This is a genomic window from Rossellomorea marisflavi (assembly GCF_009806575.1).
Taxonomy (GTDB): domain Bacteria; phylum Bacillota; class Bacilli; order Bacillales; family Bacillaceae_B; genus Rossellomorea; species Rossellomorea marisflavi_A.
The window spans coordinates 2,699,737-2,723,676 of the sequence record NZ_CP047095.1 but is presented as its reverse complement, the minus strand read 5'-3'; the positions used below and the strand labels follow the sequence as shown (position 1 = coordinate 2,723,676).

Annotated in this window: 20 protein-coding genes and 2 pseudogenes; 20 read left to right on the top strand and 2 right to left on the bottom strand. The window is 47.9% G+C overall.

Annotation, left to right across the window (positions count from 1 at the left end):
* Nucleotides 1–22 precede the first annotated feature (22 nt).
* The 8 genes from D5E69_RS14175 (at nucleotide 23) to D5E69_RS14140 (ending at nucleotide 6,325) form a co-directional block, all read left to right on the top strand.
* A complete protein-coding gene (locus D5E69_RS14175) occupies nucleotides 23–2,479 on the top strand; it encodes a phage tail spike protein (protein ID WP_159129808.1) in 2,457 nt (818 codons plus the stop codon).
* Complete coding sequence (locus D5E69_RS14170) at nucleotides 2,479–2,622, top strand: hypothetical protein (RefSeq protein WP_159129807.1); 144 nt, start codon at nucleotides 2,479–2,481, stop codon at nucleotides 2,620–2,622. The genes D5E69_RS14175 and D5E69_RS14170 overlap by 1 nt, the downstream gene beginning before the upstream one ends.
* Before the next feature lie 454 nt (nucleotides 2,623–3,076).
* Complete coding sequence (locus D5E69_RS14165; RefSeq protein WP_249931492.1) at nucleotides 3,077–3,304, top strand: hypothetical protein; 228 nt, start codon at nucleotides 3,077–3,079, stop codon at nucleotides 3,302–3,304.
* Nucleotides 3,294–4,109: an LPO_1073/Vpar_1526 family protein gene (locus D5E69_RS14160; protein WP_159129806.1), complete on the top strand. Its 816-nt coding sequence runs from the start codon at nucleotides 3,294–3,296 to the stop codon at nucleotides 4,107–4,109. Before D5E69_RS14165 ends, D5E69_RS14160 begins: the two co-directional genes overlap by 11 nt.
* A gap of 210 nt (nucleotides 4,110–4,319) precedes the next feature.
* Entirely contained in the window at nucleotides 4,320–4,829 is a 510-nt protein-coding gene (locus tag D5E69_RS14155) for a hypothetical protein (protein WP_159129805.1), read from the top strand.
* Nucleotides 4,830–4,912: 83 nt separating this feature from the next.
* Nucleotides 4,913–5,191, top strand: coding sequence for a hemolysin XhlA family protein (locus D5E69_RS14150; protein WP_159129804.1), 279 nt, complete (start codon nucleotides 4,913–4,915; stop codon nucleotides 5,189–5,191).
* 61 nt (nucleotides 5,192–5,252) lie between these two features.
* On the top strand, nucleotides 5,253–5,519 hold the full coding sequence (locus D5E69_RS14145) for a phage holin family protein (RefSeq protein WP_159129803.1): 267 nt from the start codon (nucleotides 5,253–5,255) through the stop codon (nucleotides 5,517–5,519).
* Nucleotides 5,519–6,325: a peptidoglycan DD-metalloendopeptidase family protein gene (locus D5E69_RS14140; protein ID WP_159129802.1), complete on the top strand. Its 807-nt coding sequence runs from the start codon at nucleotides 5,519–5,521 to the stop codon at nucleotides 6,323–6,325. Before D5E69_RS14145 ends, D5E69_RS14140 begins: the two co-directional genes overlap by 1 nt.
* 17 nt (nucleotides 6,326–6,342) lie before the next feature.
* Here the strand turns inward: D5E69_RS14140 and D5E69_RS14135 are convergent, their stop codons facing one another.
* On the bottom strand, nucleotides 6,343–6,867 hold the full coding sequence (locus D5E69_RS14135) for a hypothetical protein (protein WP_159129801.1): 525 nt from the start codon (nucleotides 6,865–6,867) through the stop codon (nucleotides 6,343–6,345).
* 219 nt (nucleotides 6,868–7,086) lie between these two features.
* Between D5E69_RS14135 and D5E69_RS23675 the strand changes: the two are divergent.
* Both D5E69_RS23675 and D5E69_RS14130 read left to right on the top strand, forming a co-directional pair.
* Nucleotides 7,087–7,182, top strand: a pseudogene (locus D5E69_RS23675) (hypothetical protein); the annotation flags it as partial.
* A gap of 98 nt (nucleotides 7,183–7,280) precedes the next feature.
* Nucleotides 7,281–8,009, top strand: coding sequence for a glycerophosphodiester phosphodiesterase (locus D5E69_RS14130; RefSeq protein WP_048005994.1), 729 nt, complete (start codon nucleotides 7,281–7,283; stop codon nucleotides 8,007–8,009).
* Between the two features lie 8 nt (nucleotides 8,010–8,017).
* Here the strand turns inward: D5E69_RS14130 and D5E69_RS14125 are convergent, their stop codons facing one another.
* Nucleotides 8,018–8,257 carry a DUF2627 domain-containing protein gene (locus D5E69_RS14125; RefSeq protein ID WP_048005993.1) on the bottom strand — a complete coding sequence of 80 codons (240 nt, stop codon included), beginning with the start codon at nucleotides 8,255–8,257 and terminating at the stop codon, nucleotides 8,018–8,020.
* A gap of 131 nt (nucleotides 8,258–8,388) precedes the next feature.
* Here D5E69_RS14125 and D5E69_RS14120 point away from each other — a divergent pair, with 131 nt between their 5' ends.
* The 10 genes and pseudogenes from D5E69_RS14120 (at nucleotide 8,389) to D5E69_RS14080 (ending at nucleotide 23,816) form a co-directional block, all read left to right on the top strand.
* On the top strand, nucleotides 8,389–10,449 hold the full coding sequence (locus tag D5E69_RS14120) for a sigma 54-interacting transcriptional regulator (RefSeq protein ID WP_048014121.1): 2,061 nt from the start codon (nucleotides 8,389–8,391) through the stop codon (nucleotides 10,447–10,449).
* Between the two features lie 134 nt (nucleotides 10,450–10,583).
* Nucleotides 10,584–11,492 carry a phosphate butyryltransferase gene (gene yqiS / locus D5E69_RS14115; protein WP_048014029.1) on the top strand — a complete coding sequence of 303 codons (909 nt, stop codon included), beginning with the start codon at nucleotides 10,584–10,586 and terminating at the stop codon, nucleotides 11,490–11,492.
* A 36-nt stretch (nucleotides 11,493–11,528) separates the two neighbouring features.
* A complete protein-coding gene (bcd, locus tag D5E69_RS14110) occupies nucleotides 11,529–12,623 on the top strand; it encodes a branched-chain amino acid dehydrogenase (protein ID WP_048005991.1) in 1,095 nt (364 codons plus the stop codon).
* Nucleotides 12,624–12,752: 129 nt separating this feature from the next.
* Nucleotides 12,753–13,862, top strand: coding sequence for a butyrate kinase (buk, locus tag D5E69_RS14105; protein WP_048014030.1), 1,110 nt, complete (start codon nucleotides 12,753–12,755; stop codon nucleotides 13,860–13,862).
* Nucleotides 13,863–13,876: 14 nt separating this feature from the next.
* Nucleotides 13,877–14,820: pseudogene (locus D5E69_RS14100) on the top strand (FAD-dependent oxidoreductase); the annotation flags it as partial.
* Between the two features lie 15 nt (nucleotides 14,821–14,835).
* Nucleotides 14,836–15,300 (top strand): NAD(P)/FAD-dependent oxidoreductase, encoded by a 465-nt coding sequence (locus tag D5E69_RS24065; RefSeq protein WP_430757498.1) that lies wholly within the window; start codon nucleotides 14,836–14,838, stop codon nucleotides 15,298–15,300.
* A 377-nt stretch (nucleotides 15,301–15,677) separates the two neighbouring features.
* Nucleotides 15,678–16,676, top strand: coding sequence for a thiamine pyrophosphate-dependent dehydrogenase E1 component subunit alpha (locus D5E69_RS14095; RefSeq protein WP_048005988.1), 999 nt, complete (start codon nucleotides 15,678–15,680; stop codon nucleotides 16,674–16,676).
* Nucleotides 16,677–16,690: 14 nt separating this feature from the next.
* Complete coding sequence (locus D5E69_RS14090) at nucleotides 16,691–17,674, top strand: alpha-ketoacid dehydrogenase subunit beta (protein ID WP_048005987.1); 984 nt, start codon at nucleotides 16,691–16,693, stop codon at nucleotides 17,672–17,674.
* 24 nt (nucleotides 17,675–17,698) lie between these two features.
* Nucleotides 17,699–18,982, top strand: a complete 1,284-nt coding sequence (locus D5E69_RS14085) for a dihydrolipoamide acetyltransferase family protein (RefSeq protein ID WP_159129800.1) — start codon at nucleotides 17,699–17,701, stop codon at nucleotides 18,980–18,982.
* 508 nt (nucleotides 18,983–19,490) lie between these two features.
* On the top strand, nucleotides 19,491–23,816 hold the full coding sequence (locus D5E69_RS14080; protein WP_159130360.1) for a S8 family peptidase: 4,326 nt from the start codon (nucleotides 19,491–19,493) through the stop codon (nucleotides 23,814–23,816).
* Nucleotides 23,817–23,940 lie beyond the last annotated feature (124 nt).

The window sequence follows — 23,940 nt, the reverse complement described above, 5'->3', positions numbered from 1 at the left end:
TAACACGAAAGGAGGACGTAACTTGCTCGAACTCACAACGTTATCCGGCGAGTCTCACTTTCTCGCCAATCAACTAGGACTCTCACGCAAACAGGCGGTGAACGGAAATCGTTCGCTGTCTTTTTTATTGCCGAAAACCGACGTCAACGCTCACGCATTCAACCTCGTCGAAGAGGAGTGCTTCATCACGGATCAATCAACGAAGCACCGTTACCGGATCAAGCAGGTCGAGCAGCGCGTGCACGCTCAAACGCCCGTTAAGTCGGTATTCGCCACGCACGAATTCTTTGACCTCATCGACGTTTATCGCTACGACACGCTAACCACAGGCGTTAAGACAATCGCGCAAATACTCGACTTTATCTTCAACGGCACGGGCTGGACGTATAGCGTCATCAACGCGTTCAACAACCTCGAATTTGAAAACTTCGGCGACGACAACTGTATCGCGCTATTCAACAAGGCGATTCAGCGGTTTGGCTTCGAGTTTGAACTGCGCGACGACAAGCACGTCACGATTCGCAATCAGATCGGCAACGACGCCGACTTACAATTTCGCTACAACCACAACGTCAAAACGTTCAAGCACACGGTCGATACGAGTAATTTGTCAACGTACATTCGCGGCGAAGGAAAGGTCGTCAACGACGTGCCGGTGGTCACGGCGGAGTACACGTCGCCAAACGCAGCCATCTTCGGCATTCGCCACGCCAAGCCTTACACGAACGAAACGATTATTCATCAGCCGACGTTGCTCGCCTCACTCAAGCGCCAACTCATCGATGCCCCTGAGGTATCAATCGAGCTCGAGTTCAGCGTTCTGAAAGACGCAGGCTACCTCAGCGAAAAGCCGGGTCTGGGCGACAGGATTCCGACAATCTACGAACCGTTGGGCATCGACCTCGACCTTCGCGTTATGGAAATCGAAGACTATCCCGGCACGAACAAGGCGCCAAGAGTCACACTATCAACCTTGCGAAAAAGTTACGGATCGGCGATTACTGATTTCACGAAAAGGTTGTTCGACGAGTTCTTCGATAGTGACACCGGCAAGCTGAAATACGACGTGCTAGACGAAGCAACACGGCGGGCAACTGAGGCGCTGAACAACTCGCTGACGGAGCTTGAGTATCCGCCAGGAATGGGTATTGTGGCGCGTGATCCGAATGACCCGTTGCGATTCGTTGCGTTCAGGTCGGCGGGGCTAGGCGTCACGACTGACGGGGGCATCACGTTTCCGAACGCGATAACAGCCGACGGAATCAATACGAACCTCCTCACCGCCGGCCAAATCAACACGAACCGTATTCGCATATTCGGCGGCGACCTGGAAGAATACACGCTAATCGAGGGGCCGTATATTGAATCGCGAGGCAGACACACGCGGTCTTGGCGCGGTAAAACCGAAACGAATCAAATCCGGCTGAAATTCGAAAACGGGTATTTGCGGGCACGAAATGACACGCTTAATCGCTCGCTTTACTTTAGCGATTTCGGAATCTCAACGTATGCCGATGCGGTCGGGAACGAAGATGCGTCCGGAACATTGGCTTTTCGTGACACAACGTACTCGACGGCAAGCGGGCTGACAGTCCACTCGGTCTACGGCGTGGTTGCGTTGCGGTCCGATGAGAATAGGGTCATCCTCGACGCCAGCCAGACGGTAAACATTGAGTCGGATGAAGCCAGCGTATACTTCCGTCCGATGAAAAACACACGTCCCGGCATCAACGAGTTTCGCCTATGGGTTAAGGACAACGGAAGCTCTAGCGAAACTGATGGCGTCCTCACTTACGGATCGCCGAATACGAATTACGCAGCAGGCATTCGCTTTCAAAAAACGACCGCAGGCGACCCTACGATTTTTGTCACAAATGGAAATGGCGACATGGGTACGGGCAAACTTGACGCTGATAAAGTTGGCGCAAATGACGTCACGACACGTGGCGGTACGTATAGCGTTTATTGGAACGGTCGAGGTGGAGGTACGCTGGGCGGGTCCGGCGCCAACGACTTCGTGCTCCAAGCAGGCGGAATAAAAACCACTGGCGATAATTTCTACCTTGGTTGCGGACCAACTGACGGCGAGGTCCGCGTTACGAATCACCTAGGCTATAACGACGGGTCCACTATAAGTTATCGCCCAATCAAGGCGAGCGAGTACCGGAACGGATCGAGCGTCCTGACGAAGCAAAACATCGAGCCGGTCACGGAGCGCGGGCTAGACGTCATCAACAAGCTCGAAATCAAGCGCTACATTCTGAACGAAGATGTAAACGTCGGAAACTACTCGAACTGGCAAATCGGCGTACTGAGCGAGCTGAGCCCGGAAATTGCTACGCAGGACTTGTCGGCGATTAACGTTTATAAATATGTGAACTACCTGGCGTTGAGTGTGCAGGAGCTGAGCGCGGAAAATAAGGCACAGGCGCAGGAAATAGCGGACTTGAGGTTATTAATCGAGGGAGGTGAGGCGTAATGAATACAAACGTGGACGGAAACGACGTGATTCATATCTTGTCGCAACGTATCGCTAAGCTCGAGATCGAGTTGGCGGTCAAGACGGCACAACTGGCGCAGCTAGAGCAGCAACAAACGCAAGGGGAGGTCGGGTCGAAATGACGGAGCACAAGTGGTGTTACGATGGACTTTCGCAAGCTGATGAAAATACCTATGTCGCAGATTAAACAGTACAACACAGCCATGTTTGAATTCTAAGTTTCCAATAACGGGTCCCTGCTAAGGTCGAGCACGTCGTTGGAAGCTTTAGCTTCTTAACCTAAATAAATATGAAAAATTAGTTAAAATCAAATTCTGCTATTCATTTTGAAAAGAAGGTGATGATTTTGGAGGAAAGGTTTGAAGTACGTCCTTATGGAGTGAAGTACATTTGTGATCATTGTAATAAGGGTGAAATGCTCCCTACAGGAAAAAACAGTTGGTGTACAAACCCACCGCAAATCGAACACCGTTGCGAAAAGTGTGATTACAACGTTGACCTGACAGAAAAATATCCTTCAATAAGATATGAAACTTCATCTAAATAGATGGACAAAACGTAAATTTGCCCTTACCATTGATTTACAAAGATTGGCAAGGGGGAGATTTAGTGGTTTGGATTTCGGAAAATAAAGAATGGTTATTTAGTGGGATTGGAATAGTTGCTATAACTTCTTTATTGGGGTTTGTTTTTAAGTCGAAGAGGTCCCCTGGTCAAAAAATTGATGCTGGAAATCATTCTAATAATGTACAGGGTGGTAAAAACGTTACTGTGACATTTGGAGAGACTAAACATGATAAATAGAAAACAAGAAATCACGGGTGGCGACCATTCAAACAATGTACAAGGGAATGAAGTAACAGTTCACCAGCACGGTATGTCTTATACTGACGTAAAGGACATCGCCATGGGTGTTTTTAAGTCGAACTTTTATGACTTGGGCGAAAAAATTGAAGCAGTTGTTAATGAAAGAGCCGAAAAATTAATAAATAAATATTTAGATGAATTAAAAGCAGAGTCTCCTGAATCATTAACAAACACAAAAGATCCTGATGTAAGATTCGTAATATATGAGGCGCAGAAAAACCACGCTCGCCGTAATGATGATGAAATTGCTGATTTATTGATTGATTTATTGGTAAGCAGAACAAAACAAAAAGATCAAAAATTCACCACATTAGTGTGTAATGAAGCTTTAGAAATTATACCAAAACTAACCATGAAACAAATTAATATATTGACTGTTTTATTTATAGTTAAACATGTTAATATTGGTGCGCTATTTTCAGCGAAAGACTTTCCTGTTTTCCTAGATCAATTTTTGCGGGGTATAACTAGTGGCGAAATTGCTTTTCAACATTTGCAGTATAGTGGATGTATATCTATTAGTATTGGATCAGCTGATATAAATAAAATACTGTCATACTCTTATCCAAATGATCCAATTATTGATGATTTACATTTAAGGTATGCCAAATTAATTGAATTATGGAATACCACAAAATTAGCAAATTCATCTCTAACGAGTGTTGGGATTGCTATAGCTCTTAGTAATTTCAAAAAGAAAACGGGGGTTACTTGGGAATTAGAAAATTGGATAAAAGAATAATCGGATCAAATTGCTTAACATGGAGTTGCCATCGCTGGCGGCTCTTTCTCTTATCCTACGGAAGGAGATGACTTATCATAAGCGAATCCTCTTGGCGCAAACTCAATGACATGATTTACGACATCTCTACGGAATTAAAGCGGATAAATTTATCCAATTCTTAAAGGTAAATGTTTTTTAATGTCGAATAACAGTTTGGAGGTGATGAAATTGGGTGTATTTAAAAATCAGATTACTTGTCCTGGTCCAACTATTCCAGAATATTTAATTAATAAAATTGAAATCAGAGCAACTTTTCCTATTACTAAACACGAAGCGTTCTTATTTAGTGTTGCGTTACACGGGATTTCAATTAAATTAGAACAAGAATTCCTTGAAAAAGAAAAACTCCCTCGTTTATGTGCTCTGTTAACTGAAAGGGGTAATTTTGAATTTGAGGAACTTGACGTCGATGATTCAATCGGATTCCGGTTTAACTTAGCTGTCTATTGTGTGGGTAAATGGAGAGAGAAGAATTATGACGATGAATTGATTCTTATGGTATTTTTAGAAGAACTGGTGCATCATTACTGGAACTTGGAAGATGAAGTTATTACAAAAGAAAAAGTTATTGAGATTATGAACTTAGTACTTGATTATGATATTAGTATTGGAAAAATATATTCAGTCGATTGGTTAAACGACTACTTAATTAGTCAAGGAAATGAACCGAGGTTTTGACTGATAATTTACTCTTCAAATCTAAAAAAAGAGTCACCAAACTAGGTGGCTCTTTTCTTATGCACTAGAAAGGAGGCGACGATATGCCAGAACTGCAGAAAGAACACAACTCTCGCGAGATTTACGACATTCTAACTGAGCTTCGCGTAGATATCGGGGTGATAAAAACGCAACTTGGATATTTATCTGAGGTCAAAAAGACTGCTGAAAGTGCGGACGGTAAGGCGGCGGAAGCGCTCTCACTTGCGAAGGAAAATGCCAAAGACATCGAGGGAATAAAAAAGACGACAACCTGGGCGATTGGGCTCATGGTCCCGTCAATATTGACCATCGTAGGTATCCTAGCTGCGATGGTTCTATGATCAAGCGGCACATCCAAGACGGGTGATGTCGCTTTTCTACTATATAAAGGAGGACGAAACAATGGACGAACTATTGAACGTAGATTTTACGGCGTATCTTGCGCTTGCAGTCGTACTATATGCGATTAGAGAAGCGACAAGGGTCAGTAATCGTTATATTCCAGTAATTGCGATTGTGCTGGGCATATTGTTCGCAGCGTTTGAGCAGGGCGGTTTTGATTATGGCGTCATGATTGCCGGCATCCAATACGCATTACTTGGCGTAGGATCAGTCGCAACGATTAAGTATCAATTCGAAAAAAGAAACGAAAATGGAGGCGATCAATAATGTTTAACTATCCGGTTGAAGGCGCAAAACTAACTTCGCCATTTGGGCGAGACGTATTGAACGGGCAGGTGCGAAGTCACTTCGGCATCGATTTAGCGAAAAGTGGGACGGTCAATGTAAAGGCGGCCGCAGCAGGCGTAGTTAGCCGATCATATCGCTCCGATTCCTATGGCGAAGTAGTGTTCGTTGTGCATAACCTTGGCGGTAAAATATACGAGACAGTTTACGCTCATATGCGGAGTGGTTCGCGTAAGGTTAGCGTGGGAGCGAATGTCAAGCAAGGGCAGGTACTCGGCGTAATGGGGAATACCGGTTATTCCTTCGGGCAGCACCTTCATTTCGAGCTGCATGAAGGGCGTTGGAATGGCGATAAGAGTAACGCAGTTGATCCGTTGAAATACCTAGATAAAGCAGCGCCTGCTTCTAAAGCTTCATCGCATACAATAAAAAGCGGCGATACCTTGTGGGACATCGCTAAGGCCTACGGTACCTCCGTTAAGGAGCTCGAGCGGCTAAATCCTAGCGTCAATGCACAAGCGCTTAAGGTCGGTGCTAAGCTTAACGTTGCGAAAAAGGCGGATAGCTATTCCAGCAAGAAGCTCGTATGCAAAGTCTCCAAGCTGAAGTTCTACAGCAAGCCGTCATGGGAAGCGAAAGACGTTTCCGGTTATCTAACGAAAGGTATTGGTTTTCCAACAGTTGTTCGCAAGCTTAAAGTGGATAACGCTTACCAGTACGAAGCTAAGAACAGTAAAGGCGCAACGTTTTATGTGACGGCTAACGGCGCATATGTAGACGTTAAGTAAACCGCAGGTTGGCCGGCTTAATCGTCGGCTGGCTCGTACATACCCTCGATTTGCTCATCGATCCATTTATCCACGTCTACTTCCTCGAACCAATAATCCTCAAAAAAGCGCACTTTCCATTCGAGGCTGATTTCGCTTTTCTCACTGCGGGCATCCAACGTCAGTAGTATCGGGTATACGTTGCGCATAGTCTCGGCAATGTAAGCGACTGGCCCACGTATATTTTCATAAGCGAAAACCATGACGTCACCGTGATTCGTATGACGGACGAAATGGGAAATGCCGAAGTTTTCTCGAATCGCAGCGTAAAAGCCTTCTTGCTTCGCCTTAACTTCCGTTTTTACATACTCCTCGAAATTGACGCCAGGCAAACTGCCCGCCTCCACCAACGCGTCATACCTTCCGAGTATCCTCGCCTGGTCAACTCGACAAATCTTACTCCAGTAGTTCGCGACGTCACCTTCGAATAAGCACTGAACAAAATCGAATACTAGTTGCGTTTGTGCTGACGATAATTTGTCTTTATCCACCGTTCTTTTCATAATCGGCCTCCTCGTTACAAGTATAATAGTAAATTCGACTCATTAACGCCTAATTCCTCCCAAATCGCCAAATTATAATCGCTTGTCATAACGCTGAATTTCCGTTATAGTTTAGTTAGCGGTTACAAACCGTAATTACCGATAAATATCCCGATGAGTTACCGATAAATATGTACGTTTATATCTCGAATAATTCCTTTCAAAGACCGATATAATAACGGTTATACTGTAAGCATGACAAAAGCAAAACCGACCAATTCTGAGTTCATTGCGATGGTGGCTGACAAGCTGCGTTTGGAGCATAAGGCCTCTTGAAAGGGTAAGTAGAACGGATGACCCGGTGCCTGCCGGGTTTTTATTTTTGTGCGAAAGGGTACCCACCCTACATAGATGCAAAAAAAGGACGTGAAGGTATGACATTGATCTTTGCCCACAGGGGTTCTGCAGGGACTCATCCTGAGAATACATTGGAAGCGTTCGCCGAGGCAGCCCGGGTCGGGGCGGATGGGATCGAAATTGATGTACAGCTCACCTCGGACGATCAGGTGGTCGTCATCCACGACGAAACACTCGATCGTACGACGAATGGTAAGGGATTTGTCAAAGATGTCACCCTCAAGGATATACAAAAGCTCAGGGCGAACGGAAAATGGAAGATGCTCCGACGATGCCGGGTGCCTTCTTTGATCGAAGTGTTCGAATGGATGAGGGGGAATGATCTCCTCTGTAATATCGAATTGAAGAACAGCGTCATGGACTATACAGGCCTCGAAGAGAAAATCTTTGAACTGAGCAGGGAATATGGATACGATGATCGGATCATCATCTCTTCCTTCAATCACTACTCCCTTGTCAAGTGCAAGAAGCTGAATCCGGCAGTTGAAGTGGCAGCCCTGTACTCGAACAGGCTTTTCATGCCTTGGTCCTATGCCCGTTCCATCGGGGCAGGTGCCATCCATCCGAACCTCAATGCCGTAACCGATGACATGATCCTGCAGTCGGTGAAGGCGGGTGTGCTGGTGCGGCCCTACACGGTGAATAAGGAAACGTCGATGAAAAGGCTGCTCCACATACGGTGTCCTGCCCTCATTACCGATTTCCCCGAACGTGCAATCGGAATCAGGAATACAGAAAAAAGCTAGCCCCCGGGCTAGCTTTTTTTCGTGAAACGAGGTTGAACTTTGTTCCTTTTCCGGTCCCTATGGAGAACGAATCCTGCAATGAATCCCAGGCCGACCACGAAAAAGACAAGACCGAGAATGAATTGCAGCCAGAGGTACGGTATGGGAGGCTGCAGGATGCCGAAGAGCATGTCCCTCATAAGCTTGATACCAAGCGCTGCAAATGCACCGGGTATGAGCATGATGATCAAAGCGATAAGGCGTGACATTATGTACATTTCCCCTTTGTATCCACTTACTTGAATTTTACCTCCATCATGAAAATTGTCAAGGTGGCCCTTGTGAGGTAAAATGGAACTGTGAAATATATTGCACGGACAAAGCGATGGGGTGAAGAATGTTGCAGGATGTTCTCATAGTAGGGGGAGGAAAAGGTGGGGTGGCGATCTTGAAAATTCTCCACGAAGCCTCTTCCATGAATGTAGTAGCGGTCATCGATGTGGACAGGCAGGCTCCCGGGGTAAAGCTTGCCGGGGAATGGGGCATCGCGGTCGGAGATGATTGGCGACCGTATCTTGACTCTTCCATAGATATCGTCATCGAGGTGACGGGGGATCAGGCAGTGTTTGAAGACATCAGGGATCGACGCGGGAAGAATACCGTGCTCATCCCCGGAAGTGTCGCATTTCTCATTTCCAAGCTCCTCGAGGAAAAAGAAGAGCTGATCCATGAACTCACTAGTGAATCCTTCAAGCGGGATCTCATATTCAATTCAACGGATGACGGGATGATTGGAATTGATCACAGGGGTAAGATCATCCTTTTCAATCAAAGTGCCCAGCGCATGACGGGGATCAGCGGGGAGGATGCTTTGAACCGGAACATCCTTGAAGTCGTGCCGGAAAGCCGGCTGCTCTCGACCATCGAAACAAGGAGGCCTGAAATCAATCAAGAAGTGATCCTCCAGAACGGTTTGAAGATCATTTCGAGCAGGATCCCGATGATCACATCCTCGGATGAAGTAATCGGTGCATTTTCGGTGTTCAAGGATATTACCGAAGTGGTGAACCTTGCCGAACAGATCACGGATCTAAAAGAAATCCAGACGATGCTTGAAGCCATCATCCAATCAAGTGATGATGCCATATCTGTCGTGGATGAGGATGGGAAGGGGATCTTGATCAATCCCGCCTATACGAGAATCACGGGTCTTTCCAGTGGAGAGGTGATCGGGCAGCCGGCAACTGCGGATATTTCCGAAGGTGAAAGCATCCATCTCAAAGTCCTCAGGACCCGAAAGGCCATCAGGGGCACGAGGATGCGCGTCGGCCCGAAGCGGAAGGAAGTCATCGTCAATGTGGCACCGATCATCGTCAATGACATTTTGAAAGGGAGCGTCGGCGTCATCCATGATATGTCGGAGATCCAATCCCTCACGAATGAATTGGACCGGGCACGCAGGATCATCCGGACCCTAGAGGCAAAATACATTTTTGACGATATCATCGGGACATCCGAAGAAATGAAAATTGCCATCGAACAGGCGAAGCTTGGGGCAAAGACGCCGGCTACCGTCTTGCTGCGGGGTGAATCCGGCACCGGAAAGGAACTGTTTGCCCATGCCATACATAATGCAAGTGACCGGAAGTTCAACAAGTTCATCCGGGTCAACTGTGCTGCCCTGGCTGAAAACTTGTTGGAAAGTGAGCTGTTCGGTTATGAAGACGGCGCGTTTTCCGGAGCGAAGCGCGGGGGCAAGCGGGGTCTCTTTGAAGAAGCGAATAATGGGAGCATTTTCCTTGATGAGATCGGGGAGCTGAGTGCCAGCACGCAGGCGAAGCTTTTAAGGGTGCTCCAGGAACAAGAAATCGTCCGGGTGGGAGGAACCAAGTCCATCCCCATAAACGTCCGGGTGATTGCCGCCACCAATGTGAACCTCGAGAAAGGCATGGGGGACGGGTCATTCAGGGAGGATCTTTATTACCGCCTCAATCGAATGCCGATCCAGATCCCGCCCCTTCGCCAGCGAAAAGGCGATATCCCGTTGATATCCGAACGTCTCATCACCAAGATCAATCAGGATTACGGGCGTAAGGTGGAAGGGCTGACGAAAAAGGCCACGGTGAAGCTGATGGAGCATGACTGGCCAGGGAACGTGCGCGAGCTGGAAAACGTACTTGGCAGAGCCGTCATATTCATGGAGGCAAGTGAAACGTATATAGACGAAAAGCATCTTTCCTCCATGGGTCATGCGAAGGGGCGTGCAACCGAGATGGAGTCTGATCCGGTAGAGACAGATTTGAATGCACGCCTCGAGTGGTATGAAAAACAGATAATCCAGTCGGTTTTAGCGCAACATAAAGGGAACAAGACAGCCACGGCGAAAGCACTGAATGTTTCTGTCAGGAACCTGTACTATAAAATTGAAAAATATAACATTGAAATAAATAGCATGAAATAATTTGCAGACCCTGCAAAAAATTGCATGATCACATTTCGTTTAATGAAGCGTTTTCATGCTTTTGAAAGTTGGCACGCTTCTTGCGAGATAGAATAGTGGAACCGATAATTGTAAAAAGGGGTTGAATCACATACATGAATCTCCAATCTCTAGTAGACCTAGCAACCCGCAAGGAAAATGCCACTGTAGCTGTTGCTGCGGCGGAAGATAAAGAAGTCCTGAAGGCTGTATCCATGGCCGTGGAACATGGGATGGCTGAGTTCCTGCTTTTCGGTGACAGGGAGAAGATCGAACAGGTGATGGAAGAATCACAGCGCGATCTTCTGGAAAGTGCCAGGATTAAAATCATCCATTCACCTTCCGTGCAAAATGCTGCAGAACTTGCCGTTCAGGCCGTCAACAAAAAAGAAGCAGACGTTTTGATGAAAGGGCATGTTTCCACTTCGGTCCTCCTCAAAGCTGTACTGAATAAAGAGTGGGGTCTTAGGACCGGGAATGTGCTATCGCACGCAGCCGCCTTCGAAGTTGAAGGATTTGAAAAACTCGTTTTTGTGACTGATGCCGCCATGAACATTTCACCGGACCTTGGGCAAAAGGCCCAGATCATTCAAAATACCGTTTCGGTTGCCCGGTCCATCGGAATCGACCAGCCGAAAGTAGCTCCTCTCGCAGCCGTTGAGGTCATCAACCCGCAAATGCAGGCTACATTGGATGCTGCCGCCCTGACGGTGATGAACCAACGGGGACAAATCAAAGATTGCCTGGTGGACGGGCCGCTTGCACTCGATAACGCCGTTTCATCGATTGCGGCGAGACAAAAAGGAATTGTCAGCGAGGTGGCCGGAGAAGCGGATATCCTCCTGGTGCCTACTATAGAAGCAGGAAACGTCCTTTATAAGTCCCTTATGTATTTCGCAGGGGCCAAGGTGGCTGCCGTCATTTCGGGAGCCACAGCACCAATCGTATTAACATCCAGGTCGGACCTGGCAGAGAGCAAGCTGTACTCATTGGCACTCGCCATCTGCTCTTCAGAAAACCGCTAACGAACACAACTAACGTATAAATAGGGGGAAACACTCATGAAAATCTTCAGCTATATGGAACAATACGATTACGAACAATTGGTATTCTGCCAAGATCAGGAATCAGGCTTGAAAGCCATCATCGCCATCCACGATACCACTCTCGGCCCTGCACTCGGCGGAACACGCATGTGGACATATGAATCAGAGGAAGCGGCAATCGAAGACGCCCTTCGCCTTGCCAAAGGTATGACTTACAAGAATGCTGCAGCCGGATTGAATCTCGGAGGCGGTAAGACCGTCATCATCGGAGACCCGCGCAAAGACAAGAACGAAGAGATGTTCCGTGCATTCGGACGCTATATCCAAGGGCTGAATGGCCGTTATATCACGGCAGAGGATGTAGGTACAACCGTTGCGGACATGGACCTGATCCACGAAGAAACCGATTATGTAACAGGGATCTCTCCTGCATTCGGTTCATCAGGGAATCCATCCCCTGTAACAGCTTACGGCGTGTACCGCGGAATCAAAGCGGCAGCCAAGGAAGCATTCGGAACGGATTCGCTTGAAGGCAAAACCATTGCAGTCCAAGGTGTGGGTAATGTTGCGTACAATATGTGCCGCCACCTTCACGAAGAAGGAGCCAATCTGATCGTAACGGATATCAATAAAGAAGCCGTTCAGCGTGCCGTGGAAGAGTTTGGTGCTAAAGCTGTAGATACCAATGAAATCTATGGAGTAGACTGTGACATCTTCGCGCCTTGTGCCCTCGGTGCCATCATTAATGATGAAACGATTCCACAGCTGAAAGCCAAGGTGATTGCCGGAGCTGCGAATAACCAGCTGAAAGAAGCCCGTCACGGAGATGCCATCCACGAAATGGGAATCGTCTATGCTCCGGATTATGTCATCAACGCAGGTGGGGTCATCAACGTAGCTGATGAGCTTTATGGATATAACAGCGAGAGAGCCATGAAAAAGGTCGAACAGGTTTATAATAACGTCGAGCGCGTAATCGAAATCGCCAAGCGTGATCATGTTCCTACGTATGTAGCCGCTGACCGCATGGCAGAAGAACGCATCGAAAAAATGCGCCGTTCAAGAAGTCAATTCCTTCAAAACGGACATCACATCCTTAGCCGCCGCTAATTCACAAAGATGGGTGCTCCTCCAAAAAAGGAGGGGTGCCCCATCTTTGTGTAAAAGACATTTTGTCATCAGGGGGTCCTTGGAATAGAGAGAATAAAGATATAATTCGCCCTATTGGAGGTTACTGCTGTGCAAGAAATCAAGCACCGGATCCTAGTCATCAACCCGGGATCCACATCGACTAAAATCGGGGTCTTCGATGAAGACCGTTCCGTTTTTGAAAAGACGATCCGTCATGAAACCGAAACGATCAATCAATACCCGACTATCATTGATCAATATGAGTTCCGTAAGCATACGATACTCGAAGCTCTCGATGAAGAAGGGATCAATATATCCAAATTGAGTGCCGTCTGTGGACGGGGAGGCCTTCTGAAGCCCATTGAAGGTGGAACCTATCTTGTGAACGAAGAGATGCTCCGCGACCTAAAAGAAGGTGTATCCGGACAGCATGCATCGAATCTCGGAGGCATCCTTGCATTCGAAATCGCCTCCGGGCTCAATATCCCATCCTATATCGTCGACCCGGTGGTAGTGGACGAGCTCCAACCTCTCGCCAGGGTGTCAGGGTTTTCCTTGATCGAGCGCAGAAGCATTTTCCATGCCCTTAATCAGAAGGCGGTCGCAAGAAGGGTGGCCAAGCAGCTCGGTAAGAAATATGAAGAGCTGAACCTGATCATCACCCATATGGGAGGTGGGATCACCGTTGGTGTCCATCATCTCGGGAAAGTCATCGACGTCAATAATGGACTGCATGGCGACGGTCCCTTCAGTCCAGAACGCGCTGGAACAGTCCCAGCCGGGGACCTTGTCGACCTGTGCTTTTCAGGGGATTACTACCGCGAAGAGATCATGAAGAAGCTTGTCGGACAGGGTGGTCTTGTAGGATACCTCGGTACAAGCGATGCAGTTAAAGTAGAAAAGATGATCGAAAATGGAGATGAACAGGCCCGCCATGTCTATGATGCCATGGCTTATCAAATCGCCAAGGAAATAGGCGCAGCCAGCGCGGTGCTGAGCGGCAAGGTGGATGCAATCATCCTGACGGGAGGACTTGCATACGGAAAAGGGTTCGTCAAAGCCATTTCGAAACGAATCAGCTGGATCGCCGATGTGATCATCCAACCTGGTGAAAATGAACTTCAGGCCCTTGCTGAAGGGGCATTGCGTGTACTCAAACAGGAAGAAGAATACAAAGAATATCCGGGAACGTCAAAAAGTGAGGCCCGGATACAATAAGGAGGTCATGAACAATGGCTGAAGAATATGATCTTGTCATTCTGGGTGGAGGAACAGGCGGTTACGTCGCCGCCATCCGTGCATCTCAATTGGGTCTGAAAACAGCAATCGTGGAAAAAGGGAAACTGGGAGGAACATGTCTACATAAGGGATGTATCCCAAGTAAAGCGCTTCTCCGGAGTGCCGAAGTATACGCAACGGCAAAGCACAGTGAAGATTTTGGTGTGAAGATCAACGGAGTAGAGCTTGACTTCCCTAAAGTGCAGGCACGTAAAGAAAGCATCGTCGAAGGCCTTCATAAAGGTGTACAGCACTTGATGAAGCAAGGAAAGATCGATGTCTTCGAAGGACTTGGAAGAATCCTTGGGCCATCCATCTTCTCGCCGATGCCGGGAACCATTTCAGTCGAGATGAACAACGGTGAAGACAACGCCATGCTCATTCCGAAAAATGTCATCGTGGCAACAGGCTCCCGCCCACGCTCACTGCCAGGCCTTGAGATTGACGGAACGCATGTACTATCTTCAGATGAGGCTCTTGCCCTGGAATCCTTGCCGAAATCCATCATCATTGTAGGGGCGGGGTCATCGGGATTGAATGGGCTTCAATGTTATCTGATTTTGATGTGGATGTCACGGTCATCGAATATGCTGACACCATTGTCCCGACAGAAGATAAAGATATTGCTAAAGAAATGCAAAGACTGATGAAGAAAAAAGGCGTCAAGATCGTCACTGGCGCGAAAGTCCTCTCTGATACGCTGAACAAAGGCTCAGGCAGTGTCGCAATCAGTGCCGAGCACAAAGGCGAAACGAAAACCTTCGAAGCTGAAAAGATCCTCGTTTCCGTTGGACGTCAGGCGAATGTCGAGGGAATTGGTCTTGAAAATACAGATATCAAAGTGGAAAAAGGCTTCATCGAAGTAAATGAATACTACCAAACGAAAGAATCCCATATCTATGCTATCGGAGATGTGATCGGTGGCTTGCAGCTTGCCCACGTCGCGTCACATGAAGGGATCACGGCAGTGGAGCATCTGGCTGATCAAAAGCCTCATCCAATCGACTATAATCTCATTTCCAAATGCATCTACAGCAGTCCTGAAATCGCCAGTGTGGGATTGACGGAACAGCAAGCAAAAGACGAAGGACACGAGGTCAAAGTCGGGAAATTCAATTTCAGGGCCATCGGAAAAGCCCTTGTCTACGGAGAATCAGACGGATTCGTCAAAATTATCGCAGACAAGGAAACGGATGACCTCCTAGGCGTTCACATGATCGGTCCACACGTCACCGACATGATCTCCGAAGCAGGACTTGCCAAAGTGCTTGACGCAACACCGTGGGAAATCGCCCACACCATCCACCCGCATCCATCCCTCTCAGAAGCCATAGGCGAAGCCGCCCTGGCAGTAGACGGAAAAGCCATACATGGCTAGAAAAGCGGAGGGGCTTTGCTTAGGGGCGACAAGCATAAGATGGGCTGAGCGGAAAGGCGACCTTTGCCTTTTTGATCAGTACAGCTTATGACCTCGAGCCCCTAAGCCCCGCAGCTGGACAATAGAAAAGCGGAGGCGGGGGCTTTGACCCGACAAGCATAAGGAGGGACGGCGAAAAGGCGCACTTGGCCTTTTTGTCCGGCGCGCCTTATGACCTCGAGGGTCACCCCGCCGTAGCTGGACAAAGAAAAGCGGAGGCGGGGGGCTTTGACCCGATATACAAACGCTCAATTCCCAGTATGAACATTCATTACCCAGGAACAGGGTCCTGACAGAAGGCACCCTGTTATCCATTAACGCTGTAGGAGGTTAAAAAAATGGCAAGCAATCGTCATGAAGAATTAGGACTTTCCAATGAGAAAGTGTTAGAGATGTATGAAACTATGCTACTCGCCAGGAAAATTGATGAGCGGATGTGGCTGTTGAACCGTTCAGGTAAGATCCCGTTCGTCATTTCCTGTCAAGGTCAAGAGGCCGCTCAAGTCGGTGCAGCATTTGCACTTGATACCGAGAAGGATTATGCTCTTCCGTACTATCGTGATATGGGCGTTGTCCTCACATTCGGGATGACGGCTCAAGAATTGATGCTTTCAGGCTTTGCGAAAGCAGAAGATCCGAACTCAGGCGGCCGTCAGATGCCGGGTCACTTCGGACAAAAGAAAAACCGCATCGTCACGGGATCTTCTCCGGTAACCACCCAGGTGCCGCATGCTGTCGGACTGGCACTCGCAGGGAAAATGGAGAAAAAAGACCTTGTGACATTTGTTACGTTTGGTGAAGGATCGTCCAACCAAGGGGATTTCCACGAAGGAGCAAATTTTGCCGGTGTACATAAACTTCCGGTCATCTTCATGTGTGAGAACAATAAATATGCCATTTCGGTCCCGATCGAGAAGCAATTGGCATGTGAGAAAGTATCAGACCGTGCCATCGGTTATGGTATGCCAGGAATCACCGTTGATGGAAATGATCCCATCGAAGTGTATAAAGTGGTCAAGGAAGCGGCTGATCGCGGAAGACGCGGAGAAGGTCCGACATTGATCGAGACGGTTTCCTACCGTCTGACTCCCCACTCCTCAGATGATGATGACCGCAGCTATCGCTCTCCAGATGAAGTGGCGAAAGCCAAAACGAATGATCCGATCATTACGTTTGGTGCGTATTTAAAAGAAACAGGCGTCATGGACGATGAGCTGGAGAAAGCCATCAATGACCGCGTGATGAAACAAGTGAATGAAGCAACGGATTACGCAGAGGCTGCACCGTATGCAGAGCCTGAATCCGCCATGAAATATGTTTACGCAGAAGAGAAGTAAGGGGGAGAACCAATATGCCAGTAATGTCTTATATTGATGCCGTAACATTGGCCATGAGAGAAGAAATGGAACGAGATGAAAAAGTATTTGTGCTCGGTGAGGACGTCGGCAAAAAAGGAGGCGTCTTTAAGGCGACTCACGGATTATATGATCAATTCGGCGAGGACCGCGTCATCGATACGCCTCTTGCCGAGTCGGCCATAGCAGGGGTTGGGATCGGAGCTGCCATGTACGGTATGAGACCGATCGCTGAAATGCAGTTTGCTGATTTCATCATGCCTGCTGTCAACCAGATCATTTCCGAAGCGGCCAAAATCCGTTATCGTTCCAACAATGACTGGAGCTGTCCGATGGTCATCCGCGCACCGTATGGCGGAGGAGTACACGGAGCCCTTTATCATTCTCAATCAGTAGAAGCGGTCTTTGCCAATCAGCCTGGTCTGAAGATCGTCATGCCTTCAACGCCTTACGATGTAAAAGGCCTTCTGAAGGCAGCGATCCGTGATGAAGATCCTGTGCTATTCTTTGAACATAAACGGGCCTACCGCCTCATTAAAGGTGAAGTACCGGAGGACGATTATACGCTTCCGATCGGAAAAGCAGATGTAAAACGCGAAGGGGAAGACATTACGGTCATTACCTACGGCCTTTGCGTCCACTTTGCCCTTCAAGCAGCAGAAAAGCTTGCCCAGGATGGCATTGAAGCACATATCCTCGATCTTCGCACCATCTATCCATTGGATAAAGAAGCGATCATCGAAGCAGCTTCCAAGACGGGTAAAGTACTGCTTGTAACGGAAGACAATAAAGAAGGAAGCATCATGGGTGAAGTGTCTGCCATCATCGCAGAACATTGCTTGTTCGACCTTGATGCACCAATCAAGCGCCTTGCCGGCCCGGATGTACCTGCCATGCCGTACGCACCGACAATGGAAAAACACTTTATGATCAACCCGGATAAAGTGGAAAAAGCAATGAGGGAATTGGCGGAATTTTAACGAACCAGATTAGGAGGGATCCTCATGGGGATTGAAAAAATGAAAATGCCTCAGCTAGGCGAGAGCGTAACCGAAGGGACGATCAGCAAATGGTTGGTGTCTCCGGGAGATGCGGTCAATAAATATGATCCGATCGCCGAAGTACAAACGGATAAAGTCAACGCCGAAGTACCTTCTTCGTTTACAGGGGTCATCAAGGAACTTCTTGCCGAGGAAGGCGACACCCTTGAAGTCGGAGAGCTCATCTGTTCGATTGAATTAGAGGGGGGCACTGATGCTCCTACTGAAGAAAAGGTGGAAAAGAAAGAAGAAGCAGCACCGTCTTCACCTGCCTCAGCGGATACAAGCAATAAAGGCAGATATTCTCCTGCCGTCCTGAAAATGTCCCAGGAAAACGGAATAGACCTGACCCAGGTGACGGGAACAGGGGCCGGTGGCCGGATTACAAGAAAAGACCTTAAAAAGATCATCGAGTCAGGCAACATCCCTCAGGCGAGCGAGGCACCGAAGGCCGCTCCGCAGCAGGAATCGCCATCACAAAGGGAAATTGCAGCTCAGCCGTCCAAAAAGCCTGCCCCTCAGGCGCCGGACGTGCCTACCATGCCAGGTGATATTGAAATTCCTGTAACTGGAATCCGGAAAGCCATCGCAGCAAATATGCTTCGAAGCAAGCATGAAGCTCCCCATGCTTGGACGATGATGGAAGTGGATGTCACCAACCTGGTCGACTACCGCAATTCCCTCAAAACAGAATTTAAGCAGAAGGAAGGCTATAATCTGACCTTCTTCGCATTCTTCGTCAAGGCCGTTGCACAGGCGCTTAAAGAGTACCCACAGATCAATTCCATGTGGGCTGGCGATAAGATCATCCAGAAGAAGGATATCAATCTGTCGATCGCTGTTGCAACCGATGATGCCCTCTATGTACCGGTCATCAAGAATGCAGACGAAAAGACCATTAAGGGCATTGCAAGGGAAATCACCGAGCTTGCTGGAAAAGTAAGAAGTGGGAAACTGACTTCGCAAGATATGCAGGGTGGTACATTTACAGTGAATAATACGGGTTCTTTTGGATCAGTGCAATCAATGGGAATCATCAATTATCCTCAGGCAGCGATCCTTCAGGTGGAATCGATCGTCAAGCGTCCTGTTGTCATGAACAACGGAATGATTGCCGTGCGGGATATGGTGAACCTCTGCATGTCCCTTGATCACCGCGTATTGGACGGACTGGTTTGCGGACGATTCCTGCAGCGTGTGAAAGAAATCCTCGAAAACACGTCGAAAGAAACAACGTCCATCTACTAAGTGAGAAAGGACCCTTCCTGGGGAGGAGGGTCCTTTTTTTGTTGACGATCCATGAGACTTTAGGGTGACGGGAGAGGGGGATCGGAATGAAAAAGTAGGCAAATGGCACGGAATAGTTTCAAAAGAATATTTCATAAGGTTAAGTAATCAATGAGAATAGGACGATAGGCTAAACGCTTTTCCCCTTAGATCCCAGGTGAGGCTTAATGAGGAATTATTGTTCCCAATTTGTAAGGAATAGTCGAATGGCCCATATAAAACAGGAAAATAAGGGATGGGATAGGTGAATGGTCATTCATAAATACACCCTTCGTCACAATTCGGAACAAAGTGGCTAAGTCTTTCTATTTATTTTCAGAATATTAGGAATTCACATGACATTCCTCTACAACATTCGACAATACTCTTTGGTTATGTTTGGTTTAACACCTACTATTTACCAGGTGGAATAAAAATGAAAGGAGATCATGTCCGAACAACCAAAATGAAACCAAACGGAGGGAATTGGATGAAGGGAAGAAGAAGACAGAGGGCAAAATGGTTATCCATCATTTTGACATTAGCGATGTTCGTTCCACTATTATTTCCTTTTAACGCAGGGGCTGTCAGTGCCGCTCAAAAGGAAAAGCCATCGACTTCAGTAAAAGATTCTGCCAAAGTGTCTCCACAGTCCAAGATCACATCAAAGCTCCAGAAACAATTCGACAAAGATAAGCACGTCACATACTTAGTAAAGTTCAAGGAGCAGGTAGATACGTTAAAGATCGCCGAGAAAGCGGAAAAAAATGCGAAGAAGCAAAAGCTTTCTGCCAACAACAGTAAACTGTTGAAGCGGAACCTCGTTGTTTCAGAGCTTCGTGCTACCTCACTTGAAACGCAAGCAGAAGTAAAAGAATACTTAACCAAGCAAAAGAAATCCGGTGCAGTCAAAGACATCCAAAGCTATTATGTTGTCAATGGTATGGCCGTTACAAGTACGAAAGAAGTGATGGAGAAGCTTTCCACTTACGCTGAAGTTGAGAAAATCCTGCCGAATGAAGTTCGTGAGCTCAACAAGCCAGAAGTGGTAAAAGAGAAGGAAACCTCCAAGAAGAAAGGTGAAACGGCTGCTGTTGAATGGAACATTGATAAGGTCGGTGCTCCTGCCGTATGGGATATGGGCATTGATGGATCAGGGACAGTCGTTGCTTCCATCGACACGGGTGTTCAATGGGATCACCCTGCTTTGAAAGAGCAGTACAGAGGATTCAATCCTCAAAGCCCGAACTCACCGAACCATGAGTTCAATTGGTTCGATGCAACGGCCGGTCAAGGGACACCATATGACGATAATGGCCACGGTACCCATGTAACCGGTACGATGGTCGGTCACGAGCCGAATGGTTCCAATCAGATCGGAGTGGCTCCTGGTGCGAAATGGATCGCTGTCAAAGCGTTCACTTCCCAAGGAGGAACGGATGCCGATCTATTGGCTGCAGGGGAATGGATCCTTGCTCCAAAAGATGCCGAGGGCAATCCACATCCTGAAAAAGCTCCGGACGTTGTAAATAACTCATGGGGCGGAGGGAAAGGACTTGACGAATGGTATCGTGAAATGGTCAATGCATGGAGAGCGGCGGAAATCTTCCCAGAGTTCTCAGCAGGAAATACGACCCTTACGAATCCAGGGGGTCCTGGTTCTATCGCGAACCCGGCTAACTATCCTGAGTCCTATGCAACCGGGGCAACAGACATCAACAACAACCTTGGGAGCTTCTCCCTGCTTGGTCCATCCCCTTATGATGAAATCAAGCCGGATATCGCAGCTCCTGGTGTGAACATCCGATCTTCCGTTCCAGGTGGGACGTATGAAGGCGGATGGAACGGGACGTCCATGGCTGGACCTCACGTTTCAGCTGTTGTGGCCCTACTGAAACAAGTAAACGCCAACCTGACAGTCGATCAGATTGAGGAAATCTTGAACACGACTGCTGTACCATTGACGAACGGTACGTATCCTGATGTACCGAACAACGGATTCGGGAATGGTCTTGTCAACGCATTCGATGCGGTCAATTCCATCATGAATGGCCTTGGTAAGGTGAGTGGTCAAGTCGCTAAAGAGGGCGATGATACAGAAGCACCGTCCATCAACCACGAACAACCGACAGACGTCTACCAAGGAATGGATCTGAAATTGGAAGCAGAAGCAACGGATAATGTCAGTGTCACATCTGTTAAGCTGTCTTATCAACATGCTGATGGCGAGTGGGTGGATGTCGACGCGAAACGTAAAAGCGGCGACTTCACTAAAGGGACCTACGAAGCGATCATCCCTGCTGATGCGTTGAATACGGACAATGTGACCTATAAATGGACAGCGGTAGACTTCGGAGGAAATGAGGCTGCAACAGATGAATATTCCTTAGAACTTCTTCCGGGCATTTCGGTCGGTTACGAGCAGGACTTCGAATCTGAACCTGCGGGCTGGTTTTCTTATGGAAACGGGAATAGCTGGGAATGGGGAATTCCTACTTCCGGACCAGGAAATGCAGCTTCCGGCGAAAAGGTGTACGCTACGAAGCTCGATGGGAATTATGCAAACAGCGCCAACATGTCCCTGCAAATGCCACCGGTCGATCTGCCTGAAGGAAACAGCTTCCTCCAGTTCAAACAGTGGCATGACCTTGAAACCCGATATGATTTCGGTCATGTATTCGTCTCTACAGACGGCAAGGAGTGGACACAGGCTCTCCGCGTCAACGGAACGACGAACGGATGGATCGATGGAGAAGTGGATCTGAGTGAATATGCAGGTCAACGCATCTACATCGCATTCAATGTGACAAGCGATGGAAGTGTTCAAAAGCAAGGATGGTATCTGGATGATGTCAAGCTGACCGATTCATCCCTGCAGCCATCCAAGAAAATGAGCCTTGGATTGGATTCGAAGAAGGATGCCGCTTCTTCCGTTTCCAAAAAGCCGAAAGTAGACCCAGCCAAGATCCAGGTTGAAAAGCCTGTGGCTAAAGATCAAAGCAAGGAAGCACCGGCACCTGTCCTGCTTCCACTTCAAGCAGAAGTATCTGTTTTGGAAACTGGACGAAGTGTCTATACGAATCCGGCAACAGGATCCTATGAAATCGCTCATGCAGCTGGTGATTTCACCCTGCAGGCATCGACCTACGGATTCCGTTCCCAGACTCAGAGTGTGACGATTGAAGCAGACAGTACAACGACTGCCAACTTCACCCTTGAAGAAATTCCTAAAGGGACCGTCACGGGTACCATCACGAATCAATTGACCGGGGATCCTGTTGCAAATGCAACCGTCATTGTCCTTGAAGATGCTGCCGTTCAACCTGTCCAAACGGACGCTGACGGACGATATGAGCTGAACGTATATGAAGGCGACTATACGGTCAAAGTGGTCGCTCCTAACTATTACAGTCAAGAAGACGCAGTCACGGTTGAAGGTGGGGAATCCGAAACGAAGGATTTTGCACTGAAACCATTCATCGGATATCCGGGAGAAATCGGCTACGATGACGGTACGGCTGAAAATGCACGTGCCTATAACGCAGCTGGCAACTCATGGGCTGTGAAGATGTCCCTTGCGGAAGGAAATGATACTGCCCTCGTCACTGGCGGTCTGTTCCGATTCTGGGATACAGAATGGCCGGTACCGGGTGGAACCGAGTTTGAAGTGGAAGTTTATGATGCAAGCGGTCCGGACGGTGCTCCAGGCAAGAAGCTTGCTGGACCATTCGAAGGGGAAGCTCTCCGTAACGGTCAATGGACACAGGTCGACCTCAGTGATGAAGGCATCATGGTCGATGGTGACTTCTACATGGTCTACACGCAGACAAAAGCCAACCCGAATGCCCCTGGACTTGCAACAGATGAAGACGGGGAATATGCTGCGCGCAGCTGGCAGCGTGTCAGCGGGGCATGGTCGCAGTCTCCTGAAGATGAAGGAAACTATATGATCCGTGCAACCGTGAATTATGAAGTGAAAGAGCCGGTCATCACATCACCTGAAGATGGTTCATTCACGAACAAAGATCAGGTGAAAGTGGAAGGAACATCTGCTCCGGACACAGATGTCATCATCTTGAATGGTGATGAAGAAGCGTCTACGACAACAGCAGACAGTGAAGGTAAATTCGCTGCTGACGTCAGCCTGCAGGAAGGGGAAAATGTACTGACGGCCAAGGCTTCCACTGAGCAGGGGCAAACAGGGGCATCCGAACCTGTTACCATCATCCTTGATCAAGAAAAGCCGGAGCTTTCCATCACATCTCCTGCCGATAAATCCAAAACCAATAAAGAAACGGTTACCGTCAAAGGGACTGTGTCTGACGACAATCTTGATTGGGTGAAGGTGAACGGCAAAAAGGCAGACGTGAAGGATGGTGCATTCAGCCATCGAATCCTTCTAGAACAGGGTGAAAACATCATTAAAGTCGTTGCTCAAGACAAAGCGGGCAACAAAACCACGAAGAAAGTCACCATCGAGGCTAAATACGGGGATCTTGAGATTTCCAATGTACTCCCTGGAGAAGATAAGGAATTGAAATCAGGTGAATCAGTCAAGATCGAATTTGACAGTGAGCCTGGACTCGATGCGACATTTGTTCTCCATATGCCATTGACGAATGCCCGCAGCATGACCTCGAATGCGACAGAACTCCCGATGAGGGAAACGTCTGAAGGTCATTATGAAGGCTATTACACAGCCACTTCAAACGTGAAAGCTCCTGGAGCAGTCGTGGAAGTGAAAGTGGAAGATGACTTCGGAAATGTAGAAACGAAACGCGCTGAAGGAAAACTGTATATCAACGCGAAAAAGTAATGGTGACAAGGAACGTCCCGGGATCGTATCCCGGGACGTTTTTTCATATGCCCGCATTGAACCTGATGGCTTCTTTCTATATACTAAAATAGTAAAGAGAAAACATTTCGAATCTTCATATTTG